This is a genomic window from Vibrio splendidus 12E03 (genome assembly GCF_000272105.2).
Taxonomy (GTDB): domain Bacteria; phylum Pseudomonadota; class Gammaproteobacteria; order Enterobacterales; family Vibrionaceae; genus Vibrio; species Vibrio splendidus_I.
Map to the genome: position 1 here is coordinate 1 of NZ_AJZD02000336.1, position 19,516 is coordinate 19,516.

Consider the following 19,516-nt stretch of genomic DNA (forward strand, 5'->3'; position numbering starts at 1 on the left):
TATCTCTATCTCTATCTCTATCTCTATCTCATATGAGCGTAAAAAAGCCCCAACACGAATGTAGAGGCTAAAGTATCTTTATTTATGTTCTAGCTGAGTATCCGCTGCGCGCTACTCTTCGTTGTTTTCAGCAAACTTAGATGGTGACATACCAAAGTGGTGCTTAAACCTTTGACTGAAATAGGAAGGGTCATTGAACCCCGAATCAAACGCGACGTCTGAGATCTTCTCTCCCGCAAGTAACCGCTCGCACGCATGCTCTAAACGCACTTCATTCAAGTGCTCTTTAAAGGTCTTGTTATAAGCCGATTTAAAGCGTCTCTGTAAGCTTCTCTCAGACATAAACAAATACTTAGCAGCAGTTGCAGTACTGAACTCGGCATCAGCGTAGTTTTCACTCACAAGCTGCGACACTCTGTTTTTCCACTCTTGTTCAGCACTCAACCTTTGTTGCTCTGGCGTTGAAGCGGCAAGTTTAATGGTTTCTATCTGCTCAATTGTGCTGGCTTCCAGATTATCCAGCACTTGATATTCAATCGGCCACGAAAGCTGAACCTTATTTTGATAGTCAGAAACAAACGCGTTCAGTTCACCACCACTCTGATTCATCAATAGAGGTAATTTTTCGATATTTAGATCAGTCGATTTTCCGGTGTTGTCACTCATGCTTGATGCCAATTTAGGAAAAGGCATGCCATGATCTCGAATGGTTACAACAAGATGCTCCTTAACCTCTTCAACCAGAACCACCATACTCTGCGACTTAAAGTTTCTCTTGATGATACTCCCAACCAAGCTATTGAAGATAATATCGAGATTAAAATACAGCAACGAGACATATCGTTGTTTTGTTTCGACTTTAATATCCAGTTCAATACCAGCTTTAGCTAAGTCGTCCTGCCAAGCTTTGAGTACCGCTTCTAAGATTAAAATTATATCGTAACAAACTTGCCCTTTCCCTTGAGGAGTATTGCTCAATTGGGCTAAGCCATTTTTCAAGGTTAGAATTGGCGACTTCCCGTGCTCGTCATTCCAATTCGGGATCATCGCAGCAATCTGATTCACTTCAGAAGAGAGGTCATTGGCAGTATGAGACACAAGCGCATTCTTAACGGATAGCTGCTTTTTAAGCTGTTGATTAGTCGCGAGCAATATCCGGCTTTGGTGCCTCAATTGATCCGTCTTCAATGCAACTTGCGCTTTTAAGTGCCTGTTGGCAAAAGTGACATAACGAGAACGCCAAAAGACCAAGATAGTCACAACGCCAATCAGTAACATCAGAGAGCTTGCTGCAGCCCAATTGGTCAGATACCAAGGCTCCGCAATCGAGAAGCTTTGATTGGTTGACACAAAGCGATAATGGGAGTCCTTGACCGGCTTCACTTCAAGTGTGTAATCCCCAGGAAGAAGATGGTCGAGCGTTAACAAGCCCCCTTCAAACTCACTCCATGGTTCATCGTCGCTCAGTCGATATTCCATCGCTGGTGCGAACGTTGCTGGCAAGATACCTAGCTTAAACCCCATCGATGAGCCATAAGGAATCTCATCCAGTTCAGCCGTTTTCCCGCCAAGTGACACCGTTTGTTGGTCGACACTTATCTTACTCAACAAGGCACGGCTATGAGGTGTGGTTGATACCAGTAACTCGTTAGACAACGCGCTGACTACGCCATACTTTGAGCCGAAAACAAGCCTCGAAGGTTGGCTCTCTTCACTGTAAAACAGAGCACACGCTCCTGCCGCCAATTCATTGGTGATCAAACCAAATGGCGAACCGATGTGTTTATGCAGCTGCCCATCCAACCCGTAATAACTGATGCCTTTCGAAGAGCCTAACCAAACACCATTGTCATCGCTGATCAGGCAGTTAGGTCTAATATTGTCTTCAACAAGAGTGATTTCTTGAATAATAGAGCTGTCATCCGGGATTCGATACACGCCATAACTGCTAGCAAACCACTGCGCTCCATCCTTCGCTTTTTCAATATCGACGACTTTGCCAAACCGTTCGCTTGAACGACTAAAGCTAATTCGTTTATCAATGAACGAGTAGAAACCATGGTCTGTTCCTATATAGATACGACCTAGCAAGCCTACATTGAGAGCGGTGATCTTTGCAGGCAAGAACTTGTCGACTAACCAGTCAGTACCATAACTCGTCAGTTTCATGGTTTCGATAGATAACGAATAGAGGTTTTGCCCAGAGGTCATCCAAAGAACGTTATCAGCCTGAAGCGCAAGGTTTTCAACACGCACTCCCTCAATTGGCCTTGGTAAATCAAGGGCTTCGGGTTGTAGCGTTTCCGTATTTAGACTGATGATGCCTTGTTCAGTCGCTAACCAAATGAAAGAGCCAAAGAGCTCAAAATCATTAACGGGATTAGAGTAAACACGAATTGGGTTCTCTTCACTTTCAGAGTCAACCAAGTAGAGTCCCATTGAGGACGCGACCCAAGATAACTGGTCACTAACAGGCAGTACTTTATTGATCACTACACTACTCGAATGCATGCCCATTCCAGTTAGGGGGGTTCTCGAGAAGGTTTTGCTGAACAGTGAGAAGTATCGGATACCGTTGTTTGTCGCAACCCACATGCCACCAGCATGATCGTTTATCAACGAATATATTTTCTCACCCGGTAACGAGAAGTCTTGATTAGCGGCTTGTTCGAATCGAGTAATTTGTCCCGTAATAAAGTTGTAGCTAATAAGGCCGTGCTCTGTACCAATCCAATACTGGTCCGAAGTTTCGGCCAACGAAAGAACATGCGACCCTTTAACGATGGTCTCTTTATCTGGGTTCGCGAGGTCTACAATCACAGCACCATTTAAAGTACCGATCACTAACTCTCGTCGAGCATTCGAAAAATAAACCGTCTCAATATGATTTTTGTCGGATGCGGTGACATGGGTAAACTCTTGATTCTCAGAAAGGTAAACGCCAGAACTGGTCGCTAGCACCCACTTTGATAACACCCACTCAGCGTCGTTAATCGCAATGTCACTGCTGTTATTGTATCGGTACAATTTGAGCAGAGAGTAGGTGTTGAATTCTAAAGATTGAGTGTTGTAGGTATAGAAATTACTGCCGTCAGTAACCCAAATATAATCGCCTGATGCACCGATATTGGTTATTTCAGCACCGGGACTTAGGCTAAACGCCAATTCGTTGCCAATTCCAGGGGTATGTCGATACACCTCGTTATCGAAAAATGTCCAAAACTCATCGTTCAGAAAAGCGACTCTTTCCGAAGAAAATTGCAGTAAGCTACCCTTGCGAGGGAATAGAGTTCGACCATCGTAAAAGAGTACTTTTCCATGGACATCATGAACCCATAGCCCGCCACCGGCACCTAAGTACAAGTTTTTAGCCGCAAGAAAATTCCCTTGCGCTTGAACGGGCAAAGGGTAGAAAACGGAGGGTGATGTATTTACCGCGAGAACGCTAAATGAAATGCTCATTAACATGAACATTCTGAAGATAATTCGATACAACTTTTCATCCTGAACAGCAATAACACATGAAATTATGGTGTCCACAACGTCTTATTCGCTGCTTAACCAAAAATCCAGTTTTTTTGTGCTTATTATTATCTTTCTATTTTAGCGGAAATTAACAAAGGAGAAAGGAGGTTTGCTATTTGTTGAGAGGTTTTATCTTAGCGGTCACGAAAATGCCGCAAAAAGCGGCATGATTCATAAATTAACGAGAGCAAAGTGTCGTTAGGAATATTGGTTATTGATTACTTAGCACTCAAGCAGCTGGTGTAGCTGTCTGTAAGTTGCTGAAGAAAATCGAAATAACTTCCACTCTTCACTTCAACCTGTGAACCAACAGGATCAAGTTGCCCTTGCTTAGCGTTACTTCCGCGAGTCACTGATTCAATTACAGCGGGAGTAAATTGAGGCTCTGAGAATACACATTGAACATTGTCGCGTACTAGCGTTTTCTTAATAGCGATCAGGCTTTTTGCACCCGGTTTACGCTCTGGGCTCACCGTGAAGTGGCCTAAGTTATTCAGTTCAAACTCTTGCTCAAAGTAACCATACGCATCGTGGAATACGTAGTAACCTTTATCTTTCACTGGCGCAAGTTGTTCATGAATAGACTGCTGCTTTTCTTTCAAAGCAAGCAGGAAAGAATCTAGGTTTTCTTGATACGCCATTGCGTTATCAGGGTCAGATTCAATCAACTTTGCCGAGATATATTTTGCGGCTACTTCAACTTGATCGATACCTAACCAAAAATGCGGGTCATGGCTACCATGATTATGTCCTTCATGAGAATCGTGGTTATCATGTCCGAACTCTCGCAAGTTAATTCCTGGAATCTCACTGATCTTGATAACGTTTTCTTTTGAACCAATCACCTTAGTCAGAAAGGCTTCTAGGTCAGGACCAAACCAGATAACCATATCGGCACTGTGAACTTTTTTGACATCAGATGGCTTAAGCGCATAATCGTGCGGCGAAGCATTGCTGTTCATCAACACATCCGGTTCACTAACGCCCTGCGTTAATTCCGTCACAATCATTTGAATTGGTTTAAAGCTTGTTAGAATAGTATTGGCACTTGCGACACTTGGCGCTAAAAGCAAAGTAGCAAGTATAAAAGATGAACGTGACATAATCCCTCGATAATAGAAAAGTAGCTTAGGCTTGAGGTAAATGTTACATTATAACATTAGCGAATTGCAAATGAGTTCTATTCATGGATAACTTAATCCAACTAGATTCTGTGAGCGTCGAATTTGACGGTCGAAAAGTTTTAGACAACATATCTCTAAATTTAGAGCGTGGCAGAATCACTACCCTAATTGGGCCAAATGGCGCGGGGAAATCAACCTTAGTTAAGGTACTACTTGGGCTCCAGAACAAATATTCCGGAAAGATCACCAAATCAAAAAAACTAAAAATTGGTTACGTTCCTCAAAAGCTAAAGCTGAACGACTCTCTGCCTCTCAATGTAGAGCGTTTTCTTAAGCTCACCGGAAAATTCAGTAAACAAGAGATCCTAGAGTCTTTGATGCTAGTGGGCGCTGAACACCTGATGAAAAGTAACATGCATCAACTGTCTGGTGGCGAAAACCAACGTGTGCTGATCGCTCGCTCTCTTTTGAAAAGACCCGATCTGCTCGTTCTTGATGAACCCGCACAAGGTGTTGATGTACAAGGCCAAATCGATCTTTACGATCTGATAGATTCCATCCGTCACCGCTTTGGTTGTGCTGTGTTTATGGTTTCACATGACTTGCATTTAGTGATGGCAAAAACAGACGATGTGATCTGTCTGCATCACCACATCTGTTGCTCTGGTGCACCAGCTGATATCAAGCACCACCCTTCTTATATCGCGCTATTCGGTACCGCGGTTCAAGAGAGTTTGGCTTTCTACCACCACCAACATGACCACCATCACCATGACTTGGCCGGCCAGCCAGTTTCTGGAGATGTGCACGACTGCTCCAACCATAAACACGGACATCACCACTAATGCTTGAGTTTCTTCTACCTTCTATTCTTGCAGGCTTAGGCATTGCTCTTATTGCAGGCCCACTAGGTTCATTCGTGGTGTGGCGCAAGATGGCTTACTTTGGTGATACCCTTGCTCACGCTTCTTTGATGGGCTTAGCACTTGGCTTTCTGTTCAACATTAACTTGTATTTCGCGCTGCTGATTTGTTGTTTGATGCTGGCCGTGTTACTCGTGACATTGCAAAAACAAAAGCTGGTCGCGACCGATACCCTACTCGGTATTTTGGCGCACAGCGCGCTCTCTTTAGGCCTTGTAGCGGTAAGCTTCTTAGACAACGTTCGTGTTGACCTAATGAGCTACCTGTTTGGTGACTTGCTTGCAGTATCTCCGACCGATTTAGTGTTCATCTATGCGGGTGCTGCAGTGATTGGTTTAGTGCTTGCTATCTTTTGGCGACCACTACTATCAACGACGGTTAACGAGGATCTCGCGGCGGTTGATGGCATCAACATTGATTTAATGCGTCTGATTTTGATGCTATTGGTTGGTATTGTGATTGCTGTCGGTATGAAATTTGTGGGTGCGTTAATCATGACATCGCTACTGATTATTCCTGCAGCAACGGCAAGGAAGTTCTCGAGCACACCTGAGCAGATGGCCTTCCTCGCATCGGTTATTGGCTCTATCGCAGTCTTCGGAGGGTTAAGCTTGTCTTGGTTCTATGATACGCCCGCTGGCCCGTCTGTTGTTATCAGTGCAGCTGCGATGTTTATGTTATCTCAAATGGTTAGAAGCCGAGCTTAGCACTTAGCACTTAGCACTTAGCACTTAGCACTTAGCAGTACGATCTCGTATCTCGAGAACATTAAAAAGGCTTGGTCAGTGACCAAGCCTTTTTAATATCGTTCAGTTAACTTCTATCTCAATCGATAAAAGCCAGCTGGTTACCAACCCGTGATTTCACGTAGGCCTTTACCGATGTCAGCAAGAGACTTAACAGTCTTAACGCCTGCTGCTTCTAGTGCTGCGAATTTATCTTCAGCAGTACCTTTACCGCCAGAGATGATTGCGCCTGCGTGGCCCATACGTTTGCCCGGAGGAGCAGTAACACCAGCGATGTAAGATACAACTGGCTTAGTTACGTTTGCTTTGATGAACTCAGCCGCTTCTTCTTCCGCAGTACCACCGATTTCACCAATCATTACGATTGCTTCAGTTTCTGGGTCTTCTTGGAAAAGTTTTAGGATATCAATGAAGTTTGAACCTGGGATAGGGTCACCACCGATACCAACACATGTAGACTGACCAAAGCCTTCATCTGTTGTTTGCTTAACTGCTTCGTACGTCAGAGTACCGCTGCGAGATACGATACCTACTTTACCCTTCTTGTGGATATGACCAGGCATGATACCAATCTTACACTCGTCTGGAGTGATAAGACCTGGACAGTTAGGACCGATCATGCGAACGCCAGTTTCTTCTAGCTTCACTTTAACGTCGATCATATCTGTTGTAGGGATACCTTCAGTGATCGTTACGATCAGTTCGATACCTGCATCAATCGCTTCTAGGATTGCATCTTTACAGAAAGGAGCTGGTACGTAGATAACTGTTGCAGTTGCGCCAGTTACTTCTACTGCTTCACGTACTGTGTTGAATACTGGAAGGCCTAGGTGAGTTTGACCACCTTTACCAGGTGAAACACCACCAACCATTTGCGTACCGTATGCGATCGCTTGGTCTGAGTGGAATGTACCTTGACCGCCAGTGAAACCCTGACAGATTACTTTAGTGTCTTTGTTAATTAATACAGACATTATTTAGCCTCCGCAGCAGCAACAACTTTCTGAGCAGCATCTGTTAGAGATTCAGCTGCAATGATATCAACATCAGAATTAGCAAGTACTTCGCGACCTAGGTCTGCGTTTGTACCTTCTAGACGAACAACTACAGGAACTGTTACGCCGACTTCTTTAACTGCACCGATAATACCTTCAGCGATCATGTCACAACGAACGATGCCACCGAAAATGTTTACTAGTACTGCTTTAACATTGTCATCAGAAAGGATGATCTTGAATGCTTCAGCTACACGCTCTTTGGTCGCGCCGCCGCCTACATCAAGGAAGTTTGCTGGCTTGCCGCCGTGTAGGTTTACGATATCCATCGTACCCATAGCAAGGCCTGCACCGTTAACCATACAGCCAACATTGCCATCTAGTGCTACGTAGTTCAGTTCCCACTGTGCTGCGTGTGCTTCGCGCTCATCTTCTTGAGATGGATCGTGCATTTCACGAAGTTTTGGCTGACGGTACATTGCGTTTGAGTCAATGTTGATCTTGCCGTCAAGACAAAGCAGGTTGCCTTCGCCAGTAATTACAAGCGGGTTGATTTCAAGTAGAGCTAGGTCGTACTGAGAGAACATTTTGCCAAGACCCATGAAGATCTTAACGAACTGTTTGATTTGATCGCCAACTAGACCAAGTTTGAACGCCAATTCACGGCCTTGGTAAGCTTGAGGGCCCACTAGAGGATCGATCGCTGATTGGTGAATCAACTCTGGAGTTTCTTCAGCGATTTTCTCAATGTCCACACCGCCTTCAGTTGACGCCATGAATACAATTTTACGCGTTGCACGGTCAACAACAGCACCTAGGTAAAGTTCGTTAGCAATGTTCGATGCTTCTTCAACTAGGATCTTTGTTACAGGCTGACCATTAGCGTCTGTTTGGTAAGTCACTAGGTTTTTACCTAGCCACTTTTGTGCAAACTCTTTAACGCCTTCTTTCGTGTCATGTAGCTCTACGCCGCCAGCTTTACCGCGACCACCAGCGTGTACTTGACACTTAACGACTTTCTTGGCTGTACTGATACGACCTGCAGCTTCGAAAGCTTCTTGCGCAGTATCACATGCGAAACCTTCTGGTACAGGCAAACCGAATTCTGCAAACAGCTGTTTGGCTTGGTATTCATGCAAATTCATTTTGATATTCCGTTTATTTTCCCTTAAGGGATTATTATTTCCATAACGACACAGTTTCCTGTGTTACGTCTGTAGGGTCTTCTCAAATAAACTGCTGTCCATTTTCTAATGGCTTTACAGCTCAAGTGAAGGCCAGACGTTGAGCAGCCTAGCCTTTGAAACTTTTTACGTCTAGCTAACGGGGTTAACTAGACGTTTTAGCGATACTAAACGTCTAATAGCAGACGTGCAGGATCTTCTAGAAGCTCTTTGATGGTCACTAGGAAGCCAACTGATTCACGGCCATCGATTAGACGGTGGTCGTAAGAAAGCGCTAGGTACATCATTGGCAGAATCTCTACCTTGCCATCAACAGCCATTGGACGGTCTTGGATTTTGTGCATACCCAAAATTGCCGCTTGAGGCGGGTTGATGATTGGCGTAGACATTAGAGAACCAAATACACCACCGTTTGTGATAGTGAAGTTACCGCCCATCAGTTCATCAACCGTTAGCTTGCCGTCACGGCCTTTGATTGCTAGCTCTTTGATGCCTTTTTCGATGTCAGCAAAACCTAGTGTGTCACAGTCTTTCAGTACTGGAGTTACTAGACCACGTGGCGTTGATACTGCCATGCTGATGTCAAAGTAGTTGTGGTAAACGATATCTGTACCGTCGATAGAAGCGTTCACTTCTGGGAAACGTTTTAGCGCTTCTGTTACTGCTTTCACGTAGAAAGACATGAAACCAAGACGCGTATCGTGACGCTTCTCGAATTGGTCTTTGTACTGCTTACGAAGGTCCATGATTGGCTTCATGTTCACTTCGTTGAAAGTAGTCAGCATTGCTGTGCTGTTTTTCGCTTCTAGAAGACGGTTTGCAACTGTCTTACGTAGGCGAGTCATAGGCACGCGTTTTTGGCTACGAGCCGCTGCTGGCGCTTCAACTGCTGGTGCAGATGCTGCTGCCGGAGCCGCTTTCGCTGCTGCTAAGTGTGCGTCGATGTCTTCACGAGTAATACGACCACCAACACCAGTGCCTTTAACGTCAGCTGGTTGTAGGTTGTGCTCAGCAAGCAGGCGACGAACAGCTGGGCTTAGTGCGTCGTTGTTCTCTTCTGTTAGCGCAGCTTTATGGCGCTTATCAGGAGAAGCTTCGGCATCTTCCGTGGTGTCTTTCGTTGGTTCACCAGCGACAGCACCCGGCTTGATTTTAGCCAGAAGCTGCTTAGAAAGTACCGTAGCGCCCTCTTCTTCGATGATAGCTTCCAGAACACCCGCTTCAGGAGCCGGTACTTCTAGAACTACTTTATCTGTTTCGATATCTACAATGACTTCATCACGTGCAACCGCTTCGCCCGGTTTTTTGTGCCAAGTAGCAACTGTTGCATCAGCCACAGATTCAGGTAAATCTGGAACCAGAATTTCAATTGTCATGTGCGTATTTTCCTTTTACTTCTAGTTCTTAAGTAGGGTCAAAGCGTCGTCAACTAACGCTTTTTGTTGTTTCAAGTGTACTGACATATAGCCAACAGCTGGTGATGCTGATGCAGGACGACCTGCGTATTGAATATCAGCACCTACTGGGATAGCAGCTCGGAAATTATGTTGGCTACTGTACCAAGCACCTTGGTTTTGTGGCTCTTCTTGACACCAAACGTAATCGACTACATTTGTGTACTGTGCGATGGCAGCTCTCACGTCCTCATAAGGGAACGGGTAAAGTTGCTCAATACGTACAATAGCGACATCGTCTTGCTCGTTCTTACGTCTTTGGTCAAGCAGGTCAAAGTAAACCTTACCTGAACAGAACACGACGCGTTTTACGTTCTCAGGAGCCAGATCATCAATTTCTGCGATAGCTGGTTGGAACGTACCTTCTGCCAAATCTTCAAGAGAAGAAGTACACAGAGGGTGACGAAGCAATGACTTAGGTGACATTACAATCAGTGGACGACGCATTGGTCGAACAACCTGACGGCGAATCATGTGGTAAACCTGTGCCGGTGTTGAAGGAACAACAACCTGCATATTTTGTTCAGCACATAACTGAAGGTAACGCTCAAGACGTGCAGAAGAGTGCTCTGGGCCTTGGCCTTCATAACCGTGAGGAAGCAGCATAGTTAGACCACATAGACGTGCCCACTTTTGCTCACCTGATGAAATGAATTGGTCGATAACAACTTGTGCACCGTTTGCGAAGTCGCCAAATTGTGCTTCCCAAAGGGTTAGACCGCTTGGCTCTGCTGTTGCATAACCATACTCAAATGCGAGTACCGCTTCTTCAGATAACACAGAGTCAAACACTTGGAATGGCCCTTGTTTATCATGAATGTTCGCAAGAGGAACATACGTGCTTGCATCTGATTGATTATGCAGTACTGAGTGACGGTGGAAGAACGTACCACGACCTGAATCTTGGCCTGAGATACGAATACGCTTACCGTCATCAACAAGTGTTGCGTAAGCCAGAGTTTCAGCCATACCCCAATCGACTTGTTTCTCACCATTCACCATGGCAGTACGATCGTTGTACAGTTTATTTACTCGGCTTTGCAGCTTGTGGCTGTCTGGGTATTGGCAAAGTTTAGTACCAAGCTCTTTCAGGCGCTCGATATCAATTTTGTTATCCCACTCGATATTCCAATCGTGACCTAGGTAAGGAGACCAGTCTACTGAGTGAAGTGCCATTGGACGCCACTCTTTAACCACAACTTCACCGTGATCAAGTGCATCACGATATTCGTTAACTAGCTGAGTTGCTGTATCAATACCAAACTCACCGCGCTCCATTAGCACGTCAGCGTAAAGCTTACGTGGTGTTGGGTGCTTTTTGATTTTTTGGTACATCAAAGGCTGTGTTGCGTTCGGCTCATCGGCTTCATTGTGACCGTGGCGACGGTAACAAACCAAATCAATAACAACATCACGCTTAAACGTATTACGGTAATCCAATGCAAGACGCGCAACGAACGCAACCGATTCTGGATCATCAGAGTTAACGTGGAAAATCGGAGCCTGAACCATCTTCGCGATATCGGTACAGTACATCGTAGAGCGTGTATCGCGAGGGTTAGACGTTGTAAAACCAACTTGGTTGTTTACAACGATACGAACCGTACCACCAACACAGAAACCACGCGCTTGAGACATGTTAAACGTCTCTTGTACGACACCCTGACCAGCGATAGCTGAGTCACCGTGGATAGTAATTGGAAGTACACGGCTACCGTCATTATCACCAAGGCGATCTTGACGTGCACGTACTGAACCGATAACTACCGGGTTTACGATTTCTAAGTGAGATGGGTTAAATGCTAGTGCTAAGTGAACGTTGCCGCCTGGCGTTGCGAAGTCCGCAGAGAAGCCTTGGTGGTATTTCACATCACCAGTACCCCACGTGTCATCGTGCTTGCCGGCAAACTCGTCAAACAGGTCTTGTGGCTTTTTACCAAGCACGTTGACCAACATGTTTAGACGACCACGGTGAGCCATACCAACAACAACTTCACGCATGCCTTGTCCGCCAGCATGACGAATAATTTCTTTCGTCATTGGGATAAGAGCATCACCACCTTCCAACGAGAAGCGTTTTGCGCCTGGGAATTTGGCACCAAGATAGCGCTCAAGACCTTCAGCAGCAGTTAGCTCTTCTAGGAAAGCTTGCTTTTCTTCTTTATTGAAAGAGGGTTGACCAGATACAGACTCTAAACGTTGTTGGATCCAACGCTTTTGCTCTGTATTTGTCATGTGCATGTATTCAGCACCAATAGAGCCACAATAAGTTTGCTTTAGAGATTTGTAGAGATCTTTAAGCACCATCGTCTCTTGGCCAATGGCGTAAGAGCCGACGTTAAACGTCTCATTGAGGTCATCTTCGGTAAGAGTGTGGAAAGAAGGGTCCAGTTCATCAACTGTCGCTCTTTTCCATAAACCTAGGGGGTCTAGATTTGCTGCTTGATGCCCTCGGAATCGATAGGCATTAATAAGTTGCAGAACTTTTACTTGTTTCGCATCGACATCTGGATCACTAACTTGGACACTGTAATGCTTTGTTTCTTGAGCGAGTCGACGGAAGTATTCACGAACACGAGAGTGTGGTTGTTCCACTGTCTCTGAAGCCTGCACAGGCAGTTCTTCAAAAACACTTCTCCATTCGTCACTTACCGAATCTGGGTCACTTAGATACAGTTCATAGAGTTCTTCTACGTACGTTGCATTGGCGCCAGCCAAGTGTGAAGACTCGAGCCATGCCTTCATCACGCCGTTGTGCATATTTTCCCTTAACCAGTAGTTTTCACGTTTGCTGCGGTCTATGCCGAGCTATTAAAAGGCCGCCCCAAAACTTCTAGGGCGGCAATTTTTATATAACTTAAACCGAACGATTCACTAGCATGGTCTTGATGTGACCAATCGCTTTCGTCGGATTTAATCCCTTAGGACAAACACTTACACAATTCATGATGCCATGGCAACGAAAAACGCTAAATGCATCATCAAGATCGGACAAACGTTCGTCTGTCGCGGTATCTCGGCTATCAATTAGCCAACGGTACGCTGCAAGCAGGCCTGCTGGTCCGATGAATTTGTCAGGGTTCCACCAGAACGATGGGCATGACGTTGTACAACATGCACACATGATACATTCGTACAATCCATCTAAATGAGCACGCTCATCAGGGCTTTGTAAGTTTTCACGAGCCGGTGGCACATTGCCATCAGACACTAAGAATGGCTTCACTTTTTCGTAGTTATCGTAGAACTGAGTCATATCTACAATCAGGTCACGAACAACGGGTAAGCCAGGCAGTGGGCGAATCACAATCTTGTCTTGGCCCGAAAGCGCAGACAATGGCGTGATACACGCTAGGCCATTCTTACCGTTCATGTTCAAACCATCCGAGCCACATACACCTTCACGGCATGAGCGACGGAATGAGATTGTTGGATCTTGCTCTTTCAACAGAATAAGCGCGTCCAAAAGCATCATGTCTGAACCTTCATCCACTTCTAGAGTGTATTCCTTCATATAAGGCTTCTGGTCGACATCTGGATTGTAACGGTATAAAGAGAAATTCAGTTTCATGGTCATATCTCCTTAGTACGTACGTGCTTTTGGTGGGAACGCTTCACGATGGATAGGTTCCATGTTTACACCACGTTTAGTCATGCTCTCTGACTCTGGGTTGTAAAGTGAGTGGCATAGCCATTGCTCATCATCACGGTCAGGGAAATCGAATCGAGCGTGTGCGCCACGGCTCTCTGTACGGAAGTTTGCAGCAACAGCCGTTGCGAATGCCGTTTCCATCAAGTTTTCAAGCTCTAGACACTCAATACGTTGAGTGTTGAACTCTGTAGACTTATCAGATAGGTGTGCATTCTTCAGACGCTCACGAATCGCTTTTAGCTCTTCTAGGCCTTCAGCCATTGCTTTGCCTTCACGGAATACCGAGAAGTTGTTCTGCATACATTGCTGAAGATCTTTACGGATTTGCGCTGGATCTTCGCCGTCTGTGCTGTTTTCCCAACGGTTGTAACGCTCTAGAGAACGCTCAATGTCGGCTTCAGTTGCTGGTTTCGCTTCGTCTTGCTTCTTCAGAGTCTCACCTAGGTGTAGACCTGTTGCACGACCAAATACCACCAAATCAAGCAGTGAGTTACCACCTAGACGGTTTGCACCGTGTACTGATACTGATGCGATTTCACCACAAGCAAATAGACCTTGGATTTCAACATCAGTGCCATCTTCGGTTTGCTTAATAGCTTGACCAGAAACTTGTGTTGGAACACCACCCATCATGTAGTGACATGTTGGGATTACTGGGATTGGCTCTTTTACTGGATCAACGTGAGCAAAGGTACGAGACAGTTCACATACACCAGGAAGACGAGATTCAAGTGTCTCTTTACCTAGGTGATCAAGCTTAAGCTTGATGTGTGGACCCCAAGGGCCATCGCAACCACGACCTTCACGAATTTCAACCATCATTGAACGAGCAACAACATCACGACCCGCTAAGTCTTTAGCGTTTGGTGCGTAACGTTCCATGAAACGTTCGCCGTCTTTATTGAGAAGGTAACCACCTTCACCACGACAACCTTCCGTTACCAATACACCAGCGCCAGCAATACCCGTTGGGTGGAACTGCCACATTTCGATGTCTTGCATTGGAACGCCAGCACGAATCGCCATACCAACACCGTCACCAGTGTTGATGTGTGCGTTAGTTGTCGAAGCGTAGATACGACCAGCACCACCAGTAGCAAGGATTGTTGCCTTCGCTTTGAAGTAGCAAACTTCGCCAGTTTCCATACAAAGCGCGGTTGTACCTAAGATTGCACCATCTTCGTTCTTCACAAGATCCAGTGCATACCACTCAGAGAAAACCGTCGTTTTGTGTTTAATGTTTTGTTGGTAAAGCGTATGAAGCAGTGCGTGACCAGTACGGTCGGCTGCAGCTGCGGTACGAGCCGCTTGCTCACCACCAAAGTTTTTAGATTGACCACCGAAAGGACGTTGGTAAATAGTACCGTTCTCAAAACGTGAGAAAGGTAGGCCCATTTTTTCAAGTTCGATTACCGACTCAGGACCGTTTTTACACATGTACTCGATAGCGTCTTGGTCACCGATGTAATCAGAACCTTTTACTGTGTCATACATGTGTTGTTCCCAATGGTCTTCGTGCGCGTTACCAAGAGCAACAGTGATGCCGCCTTGCGCAGAAACTGTATGAGAACGAGTAGGGAAAACTTTAGAAAGCAATGCACAAGATAGGCCTTGCTCAGAAATTTGCAGTGCGGCACGCATACCTGCACCACCAGCGCCGATAACTACGGCATCAAACTCACGAACAGGAATAGTCACTTACGCACCCCACAAAATAAACAGACCAGAGAAAAAATATCCAAGAAGAACTGCAACAACACCAACTTGAAGACCAACACGCAGTTTTGCGCATTTGATGTAGTCAGTTAGTACTTGCCATAGGCCGATCCACGCGTGAACCAAAACAGAAGTAAGCGCTAACATGGTGAAGACTTTAGTGAATGTTCCACCAAAGAATTGCGTCCAAGATGCGTAAGAGATATCACCAGAGAAAGCACAGAAGCTTACTAGGTAGATAGTGTAAAGCGTCATAATGATGGCAGTTGCACGAATCAGTAGATAATCATGAACACCATTACGACCAAAAGTAGAAACGTTGTTTACCATACTAAGATCCCCGCTAGTAGAGACAATACCGCTGTTGCTGCGAATGCAACCTTAGCGCTCTTAGCGCCAGATTCCAGCTCTTCAAAGTGACCTAGGTCCATAAGAAGGTGACGAATACCACCAGCAATGTGGTAAGCCAAAGCGGTTAAAATGCCCCACAGAATAAACTTCACGAAGAAACCATCGACAATGTCGCTAGCTTCCATAAAGCCTACTGGGGATGAGAGGGAAATGGATAGTAACCAAAGCAAAATTCCAATCGCGACAAAAGTTATCACCCCAGACACACGGTGTAGGATGGAAGCTATTGCTGTGATTGGAAAGTGGATGGTCTGTAAATCTAAATTAACAGGTCTTGTCTTTCTTTCTTTCACGGGCTTGCTCACTCAGCTCCATTGAGCATTATGGTCATTAAATAACCTTATGATATTGTTATGGACAAAATTTGATTGCTAACCTTCAAAATTTAACATTAACTTAACAAATAACTGAAGTTGAGCCTTAGATAATTGTAAAATAATTGTTAACTGCTCGATTAAGAAAGACACCTCACATTTCTTCTTAGCCTTGCATTTATAAGGTTTTAACCAAACTTTTCAGCGCCACTATACGGCTGGCAACATTCTAATACAATTGATGTAACAAATAATGCTACACAGACCAGATTTTTAACGAATTTAATGTAAAAAACACTAACAAGTGCACACAAAGCTGCAGAAAAATTGACTTTCCCACGTAAGACCAGTAAAAAAATGGCACATAAACATCCTGGACGGATTAAATAATAAACAAAGGAGATTGTTATGGCGGATAAGAAAGCTACCCTTCACATTGAAGGTCAAGCGCCAATCGAGCTGCCGATTACAGAAGGTGTACTTGGTACTCCAGTGATCGATGTTCGTACACTAGGTTCTAATGGTTTTTTCACTTTTGACCCTGGTTTTCTTGCCACTGCATCCTGTGAGTCTCAAATCACTTTTATTGACGGTGGAAAAGGTATTCTTTTACATCGTGGTTACCCAATTGACCAACTTGCCAATAACGCTGATTACTTAGAAGTATGTTACATACTTCTTTACGGTGAAGCCCCATCTCGAGCTGAGTACGAAAAGTTCAAGACTACCGTGACACGTCACACTATGGTGCATGAGCAAATTGCTAGTTTCTTCCACGGCTTCCGCCGTGACGCTCACCCTATGGCTGTAATGTGTGGTGTTGTAGGTGCTCTAGCGGCGTTCTACCACGACTCACTTGATGTAAACAACGATACACACCGTGAAATTGCGGCATACCGCCTGATTTCAAAAATGCCGACACTGGCAGCAATGTGTTACAAATATTCAATCGGTCAGCCGTTTATCTACCCACGTAACGATCTTGGCTACGCAGAAAACTTCTTACACATGATGTTTGCAAACCCATGTGAAGAGTATGAAGTGAACCCTATCGTCGCTCGTGCAATGGATAAAATCTTTACTCTACACGCTGATCACGAACAGAATGCTTCTACGTCTACAGTACGTCTTGCTGGTTCATCTGGGGCTAACCCGTTTGCATGTATCGCTGCAGGTATCGCATCACTTTGGGGCCCTGCTCACGGCGGTGCAAACGAAGCTTGTCTGCGTATGCTTGAAGAGATCGGTAGCGTAGATAACATTGAAGAATACGTTGCGAAAGCAAAAGACAAAGATGACCCATTCCGTTTGATGGGCTTCGGTCACCGTGTTTACAAGAACTACGATCCACGCGCAACAGTAATGCGCGAAGCGTGTCACGAAGTACTTAAAGAGCTAAACATCCAAGATCCACTACTAGACGTAGCAATGGAACTTGAGCGTATCGCTCTATCTGATGAGTACTTTGTTTCTAAGAAGCTATACCCGAACGTAGATTTCTATTCAGGGATCATTCTGAAAGCAATCGGCATTCCAGTGTCTATGTTCACAGTAATCTTCGCGATGTCTCGTACTATCGGTTGGATTGCACACTGGAACGAGATGCACAGCGATCCGACGAACCGTATCGGTCGCCCTCGTCAGCTATATACTGGTGAAGAACAACGTGACTTTAAAGCACTTTACGAACGTGAATAGTCGCTATAAAGCATAATGTTAAAAGGGGTTGATGTAAGAACATCAACCCCTTTTCTTTTCTACGAGATACAATCGACTCGTATTCCTCATCTCGCATCTGTTCTTAAACCGGATTATCGATATCGATAAACTCAACATCCAATCCATGCTCTTTTGCTAACCACTCGCCCAATGCTTTAACACCGTAGCGCTCTGTTGCGTGGTGACCAGCGGCAAAGTAGTGGATGTCTTGCTCACGAGCCGAGTAAGTTGTGCGCTCTGAAATTTCACCAGAGATAAATGCATCAATACCTTGAGAAGCCGCCAGCTCAATGTAATCTTGACCACCACCAGTACACCAACCTACCGTTTCAATCATTTTATCGGCGTTTTCAGGAGCAATATGCAGTGGTTTACGATTTAGAACATGATCAATTTTTTCTGAAAACTCAGCACCTGTCATTGGTTTTTTTAATTTACCAAACATTGCAACCGATTGTGGGTGCCCTTCCAAGCCACCTTCTACCTCAATATCAAGCAGCTCAGCGAGCTTGGCGTTGTTACCAAGTTCAGGGTGGATATCGAGAGGTAAGTGATAACCTAGAAGATTAATGTCATTCTTAATCAGAGTACGAATGCGCTTGCCCTTCATGCCACGAATCGCTTCTGACTCACCTTTCCAAAAGAAACCGTGATGAACCAACAAAGCATCGGCATTCAATTCTACCGCTTTATCAATCAGAGCTTGAGAGGCTGTTACACCAGTAACGATGCGCTTCACTTCAGATGCACCCTCGACTTGAAGACCGTTCGGGCAATAATCTTTAATCTGTTGTGGCTGCAGTTTTTCGTTAAGTAGCTTTTCTAATTGTAAGTTATTCATTTTTATTTCCAGCTTACCTTTATAATAACGTCGTTATATCAATTTACGGGTAGAATGTCGAAAGCCCCAGGGCTATGTTTATAAAGAGCTATGTTTATGAGGAAGAGATGACAGCACTGCAACGTTTTTACCAATGGGTCATCGACTCACCACCATTACTAGAAATCAAGCCACCGATTTCTGATCTCACTGCATTCTCAAACCACCAAGAGCTCGACGACGCACATACTTATGATGGTAATCCTAGATTAGGCTTTCTCTACCAACACTTATGTGAACAAGTCATCACTGCTTCGGATAATTATTCAATCAAGCACGATGAGATCCAGATTAATGTTGAGGGTAGAACACTCGGCGCAATCGACTTTATTCTCGAAAAAGCGAACAACCAAAAGTTAGAACACTGGGAAGTGGCGATTAAGTTTTACCTGCTCCACGAACAAACTTGGTTTGGCCCCAACTCTCACGATCAATTGGATAAGAAGCTCAAAAGGATGCTCAGCCACCAGCTTGGTATGTCATCTTCATCCGCTTTTATTGAGCAGTATCCAGAGATCGATGTCGACTCAAAACATCTCCTCATGCAAGGTCGTCTATACACCAACCCATTCTTAGAGCAAAACGTACCTACTGAATGTTTGGGCTACGACATTAACCCGAGCCAAGTAAACGGCTTTTGGTGCTATCAAAACCAAGCTCATCTAATCACTGAAGCGCTCTACCCTCTCACCAAAGAACAATGGGCGGCAGGGACGGATGATTTCAGCAGTCAACCTATCACCGAGTTTGGTGACCGCTTCGTCCATGGGCAAACCAAGTCCGGGCAATTCTGGTTTGTGATGCCACAAAGTTGGCCACACGGTTAGTCGTCTAAGCTAACTCACTTACCTTTCACGCTTATACAAAATCAAC

At 45.0% G+C, this 19,516-nt stretch carries 15 protein-coding genes; 4 read left to right on the forward strand and 11 right to left on the reverse strand.

Going from position 1 to position 19,516, the window contains the following annotated elements; genetic code table 11:
• Positions 1–111: 111 nt before the first annotated feature.
• Both A142_RS21745 and znuA read right to left on the reverse strand, forming a co-directional pair.
• The gene (locus A142_RS21745) at positions 112–3,474 is read right to left on the reverse strand and encodes a helix-turn-helix domain-containing protein (RefSeq protein WP_069591580.1); all 3,363 of its coding nucleotides are present in this window, start codon (positions 3,472–3,474) and stop codon (positions 112–114) included.
• Between the two features lie 269 nt (positions 3,475–3,743).
• Positions 3,744–4,628 carry a zinc ABC transporter substrate-binding protein ZnuA gene (gene znuA / locus A142_RS21750; RefSeq protein ID WP_019820473.1) on the reverse strand — a complete coding sequence of 295 codons (885 nt, stop codon included), beginning with the start codon at positions 4,626–4,628 and terminating at the stop codon, positions 3,744–3,746.
• A gap of 83 nt (positions 4,629–4,711) precedes the next feature.
• On the opposite strand from znuA, the gene znuC reads away from it, so the two are divergent.
• Both znuC and znuB read left to right on the forward strand, forming a co-directional pair.
• The gene (gene znuC / locus A142_RS21755) at positions 4,712–5,494 is read left to right on the forward strand and encodes a zinc ABC transporter ATP-binding protein ZnuC (RefSeq protein WP_010436800.1); all 783 of its coding nucleotides are present in this window, start codon (positions 4,712–4,714) and stop codon (positions 5,492–5,494) included.
• The gene (znuB, locus tag A142_RS21760; RefSeq protein WP_019820476.1) at positions 5,494–6,279 is read left to right on the forward strand and encodes a zinc ABC transporter permease subunit ZnuB; all 786 of its coding nucleotides are present in this window, start codon (positions 5,494–5,496) and stop codon (positions 6,277–6,279) included. Before znuC ends, znuB begins: the two co-directional genes overlap by 1 nt.
• Positions 6,280–6,419: 140 nt before the next feature.
• Here znuB and sucD read toward each other — a convergent pair whose 3' ends face one another.
• The 8 genes from sucD to sdhC form a co-directional block, all read right to left on the reverse strand.
• Positions 6,420–7,292 (reverse strand): succinate--CoA ligase subunit alpha, encoded by an 873-nt coding sequence (gene sucD / locus A142_RS21765; protein ID WP_004734209.1) that lies wholly within the window; start codon positions 7,290–7,292, stop codon positions 6,420–6,422.
• Positions 7,292–8,458, reverse strand: coding sequence for an ADP-forming succinate--CoA ligase subunit beta (sucC, locus tag A142_RS21770; protein ID WP_019820479.1), 1,167 nt, complete (start codon positions 8,456–8,458; stop codon positions 7,292–7,294). The genes sucD and sucC overlap by 1 nt, the downstream gene beginning before the upstream one ends.
• A gap of 206 nt (positions 8,459–8,664) precedes the next feature.
• The gene (odhB, locus tag A142_RS21775) at positions 8,665–9,873 is read right to left on the reverse strand and encodes a 2-oxoglutarate dehydrogenase complex dihydrolipoyllysine-residue succinyltransferase (protein ID WP_019820481.1); all 1,209 of its coding nucleotides are present in this window, start codon (positions 9,871–9,873) and stop codon (positions 8,665–8,667) included.
• Between the two features lie 21 nt (positions 9,874–9,894).
• Positions 9,895–12,711, reverse strand: a complete 2,817-nt coding sequence (gene sucA, locus A142_RS21780) for a 2-oxoglutarate dehydrogenase E1 component (RefSeq protein WP_019820483.1) — start codon at positions 12,709–12,711, stop codon at positions 9,895–9,897.
• A gap of 97 nt (positions 12,712–12,808) precedes the next feature.
• Complete coding sequence (locus tag A142_RS21785) at positions 12,809–13,522, reverse strand: succinate dehydrogenase iron-sulfur subunit (protein WP_010436773.1); 714 nt, start codon at positions 13,520–13,522, stop codon at positions 12,809–12,811.
• A 12-nt stretch (positions 13,523–13,534) separates the two neighbouring features.
• The gene (sdhA, locus tag A142_RS21790; RefSeq protein WP_019820485.1) at positions 13,535–15,301 is read right to left on the reverse strand and encodes a succinate dehydrogenase flavoprotein subunit; all 1,767 of its coding nucleotides are present in this window, start codon (positions 15,299–15,301) and stop codon (positions 13,535–13,537) included.
• Positions 15,302–15,649: a succinate dehydrogenase, hydrophobic membrane anchor protein gene (gene sdhD / locus A142_RS21795; RefSeq protein ID WP_010436768.1), complete on the reverse strand. Its 348-nt coding sequence runs from the start codon at positions 15,647–15,649 to the stop codon at positions 15,302–15,304.
• Positions 15,643–16,035, reverse strand: a complete 393-nt coding sequence (gene sdhC, locus A142_RS21800; protein ID WP_019820486.1) for a succinate dehydrogenase cytochrome b556 subunit — start codon at positions 16,033–16,035, stop codon at positions 15,643–15,645. Before sdhC ends, sdhD begins: the two co-directional genes overlap by 7 nt.
• Before the next feature lie 417 nt (positions 16,036–16,452).
• Here sdhC and A142_RS21805 point away from each other — a divergent pair, with 417 nt between their 5' ends.
• A complete protein-coding gene (locus A142_RS21805; protein ID WP_019820487.1) occupies positions 16,453–17,742 on the forward strand; it encodes a citrate synthase in 1,290 nt (429 codons plus the stop codon).
• Positions 17,743–17,845: 103 nt separating this feature from the next.
• Here the strand turns inward: A142_RS21805 and A142_RS21810 are convergent, their stop codons facing one another.
• Positions 17,846–18,604, reverse strand: coding sequence for a Nif3-like dinuclear metal center hexameric protein (locus A142_RS21810; RefSeq protein WP_019820488.1), 759 nt, complete (start codon positions 18,602–18,604; stop codon positions 17,846–17,848).
• Between the two features lie 107 nt (positions 18,605–18,711).
• On the opposite strand from A142_RS21810, the gene A142_RS21815 reads away from it, so the two are divergent.
• Positions 18,712–19,470, forward strand: a complete 759-nt coding sequence (locus tag A142_RS21815; protein WP_019820490.1) for a DUF1853 family protein — start codon at positions 18,712–18,714, stop codon at positions 19,468–19,470.
• Positions 19,471–19,516 lie beyond the last annotated feature (46 nt).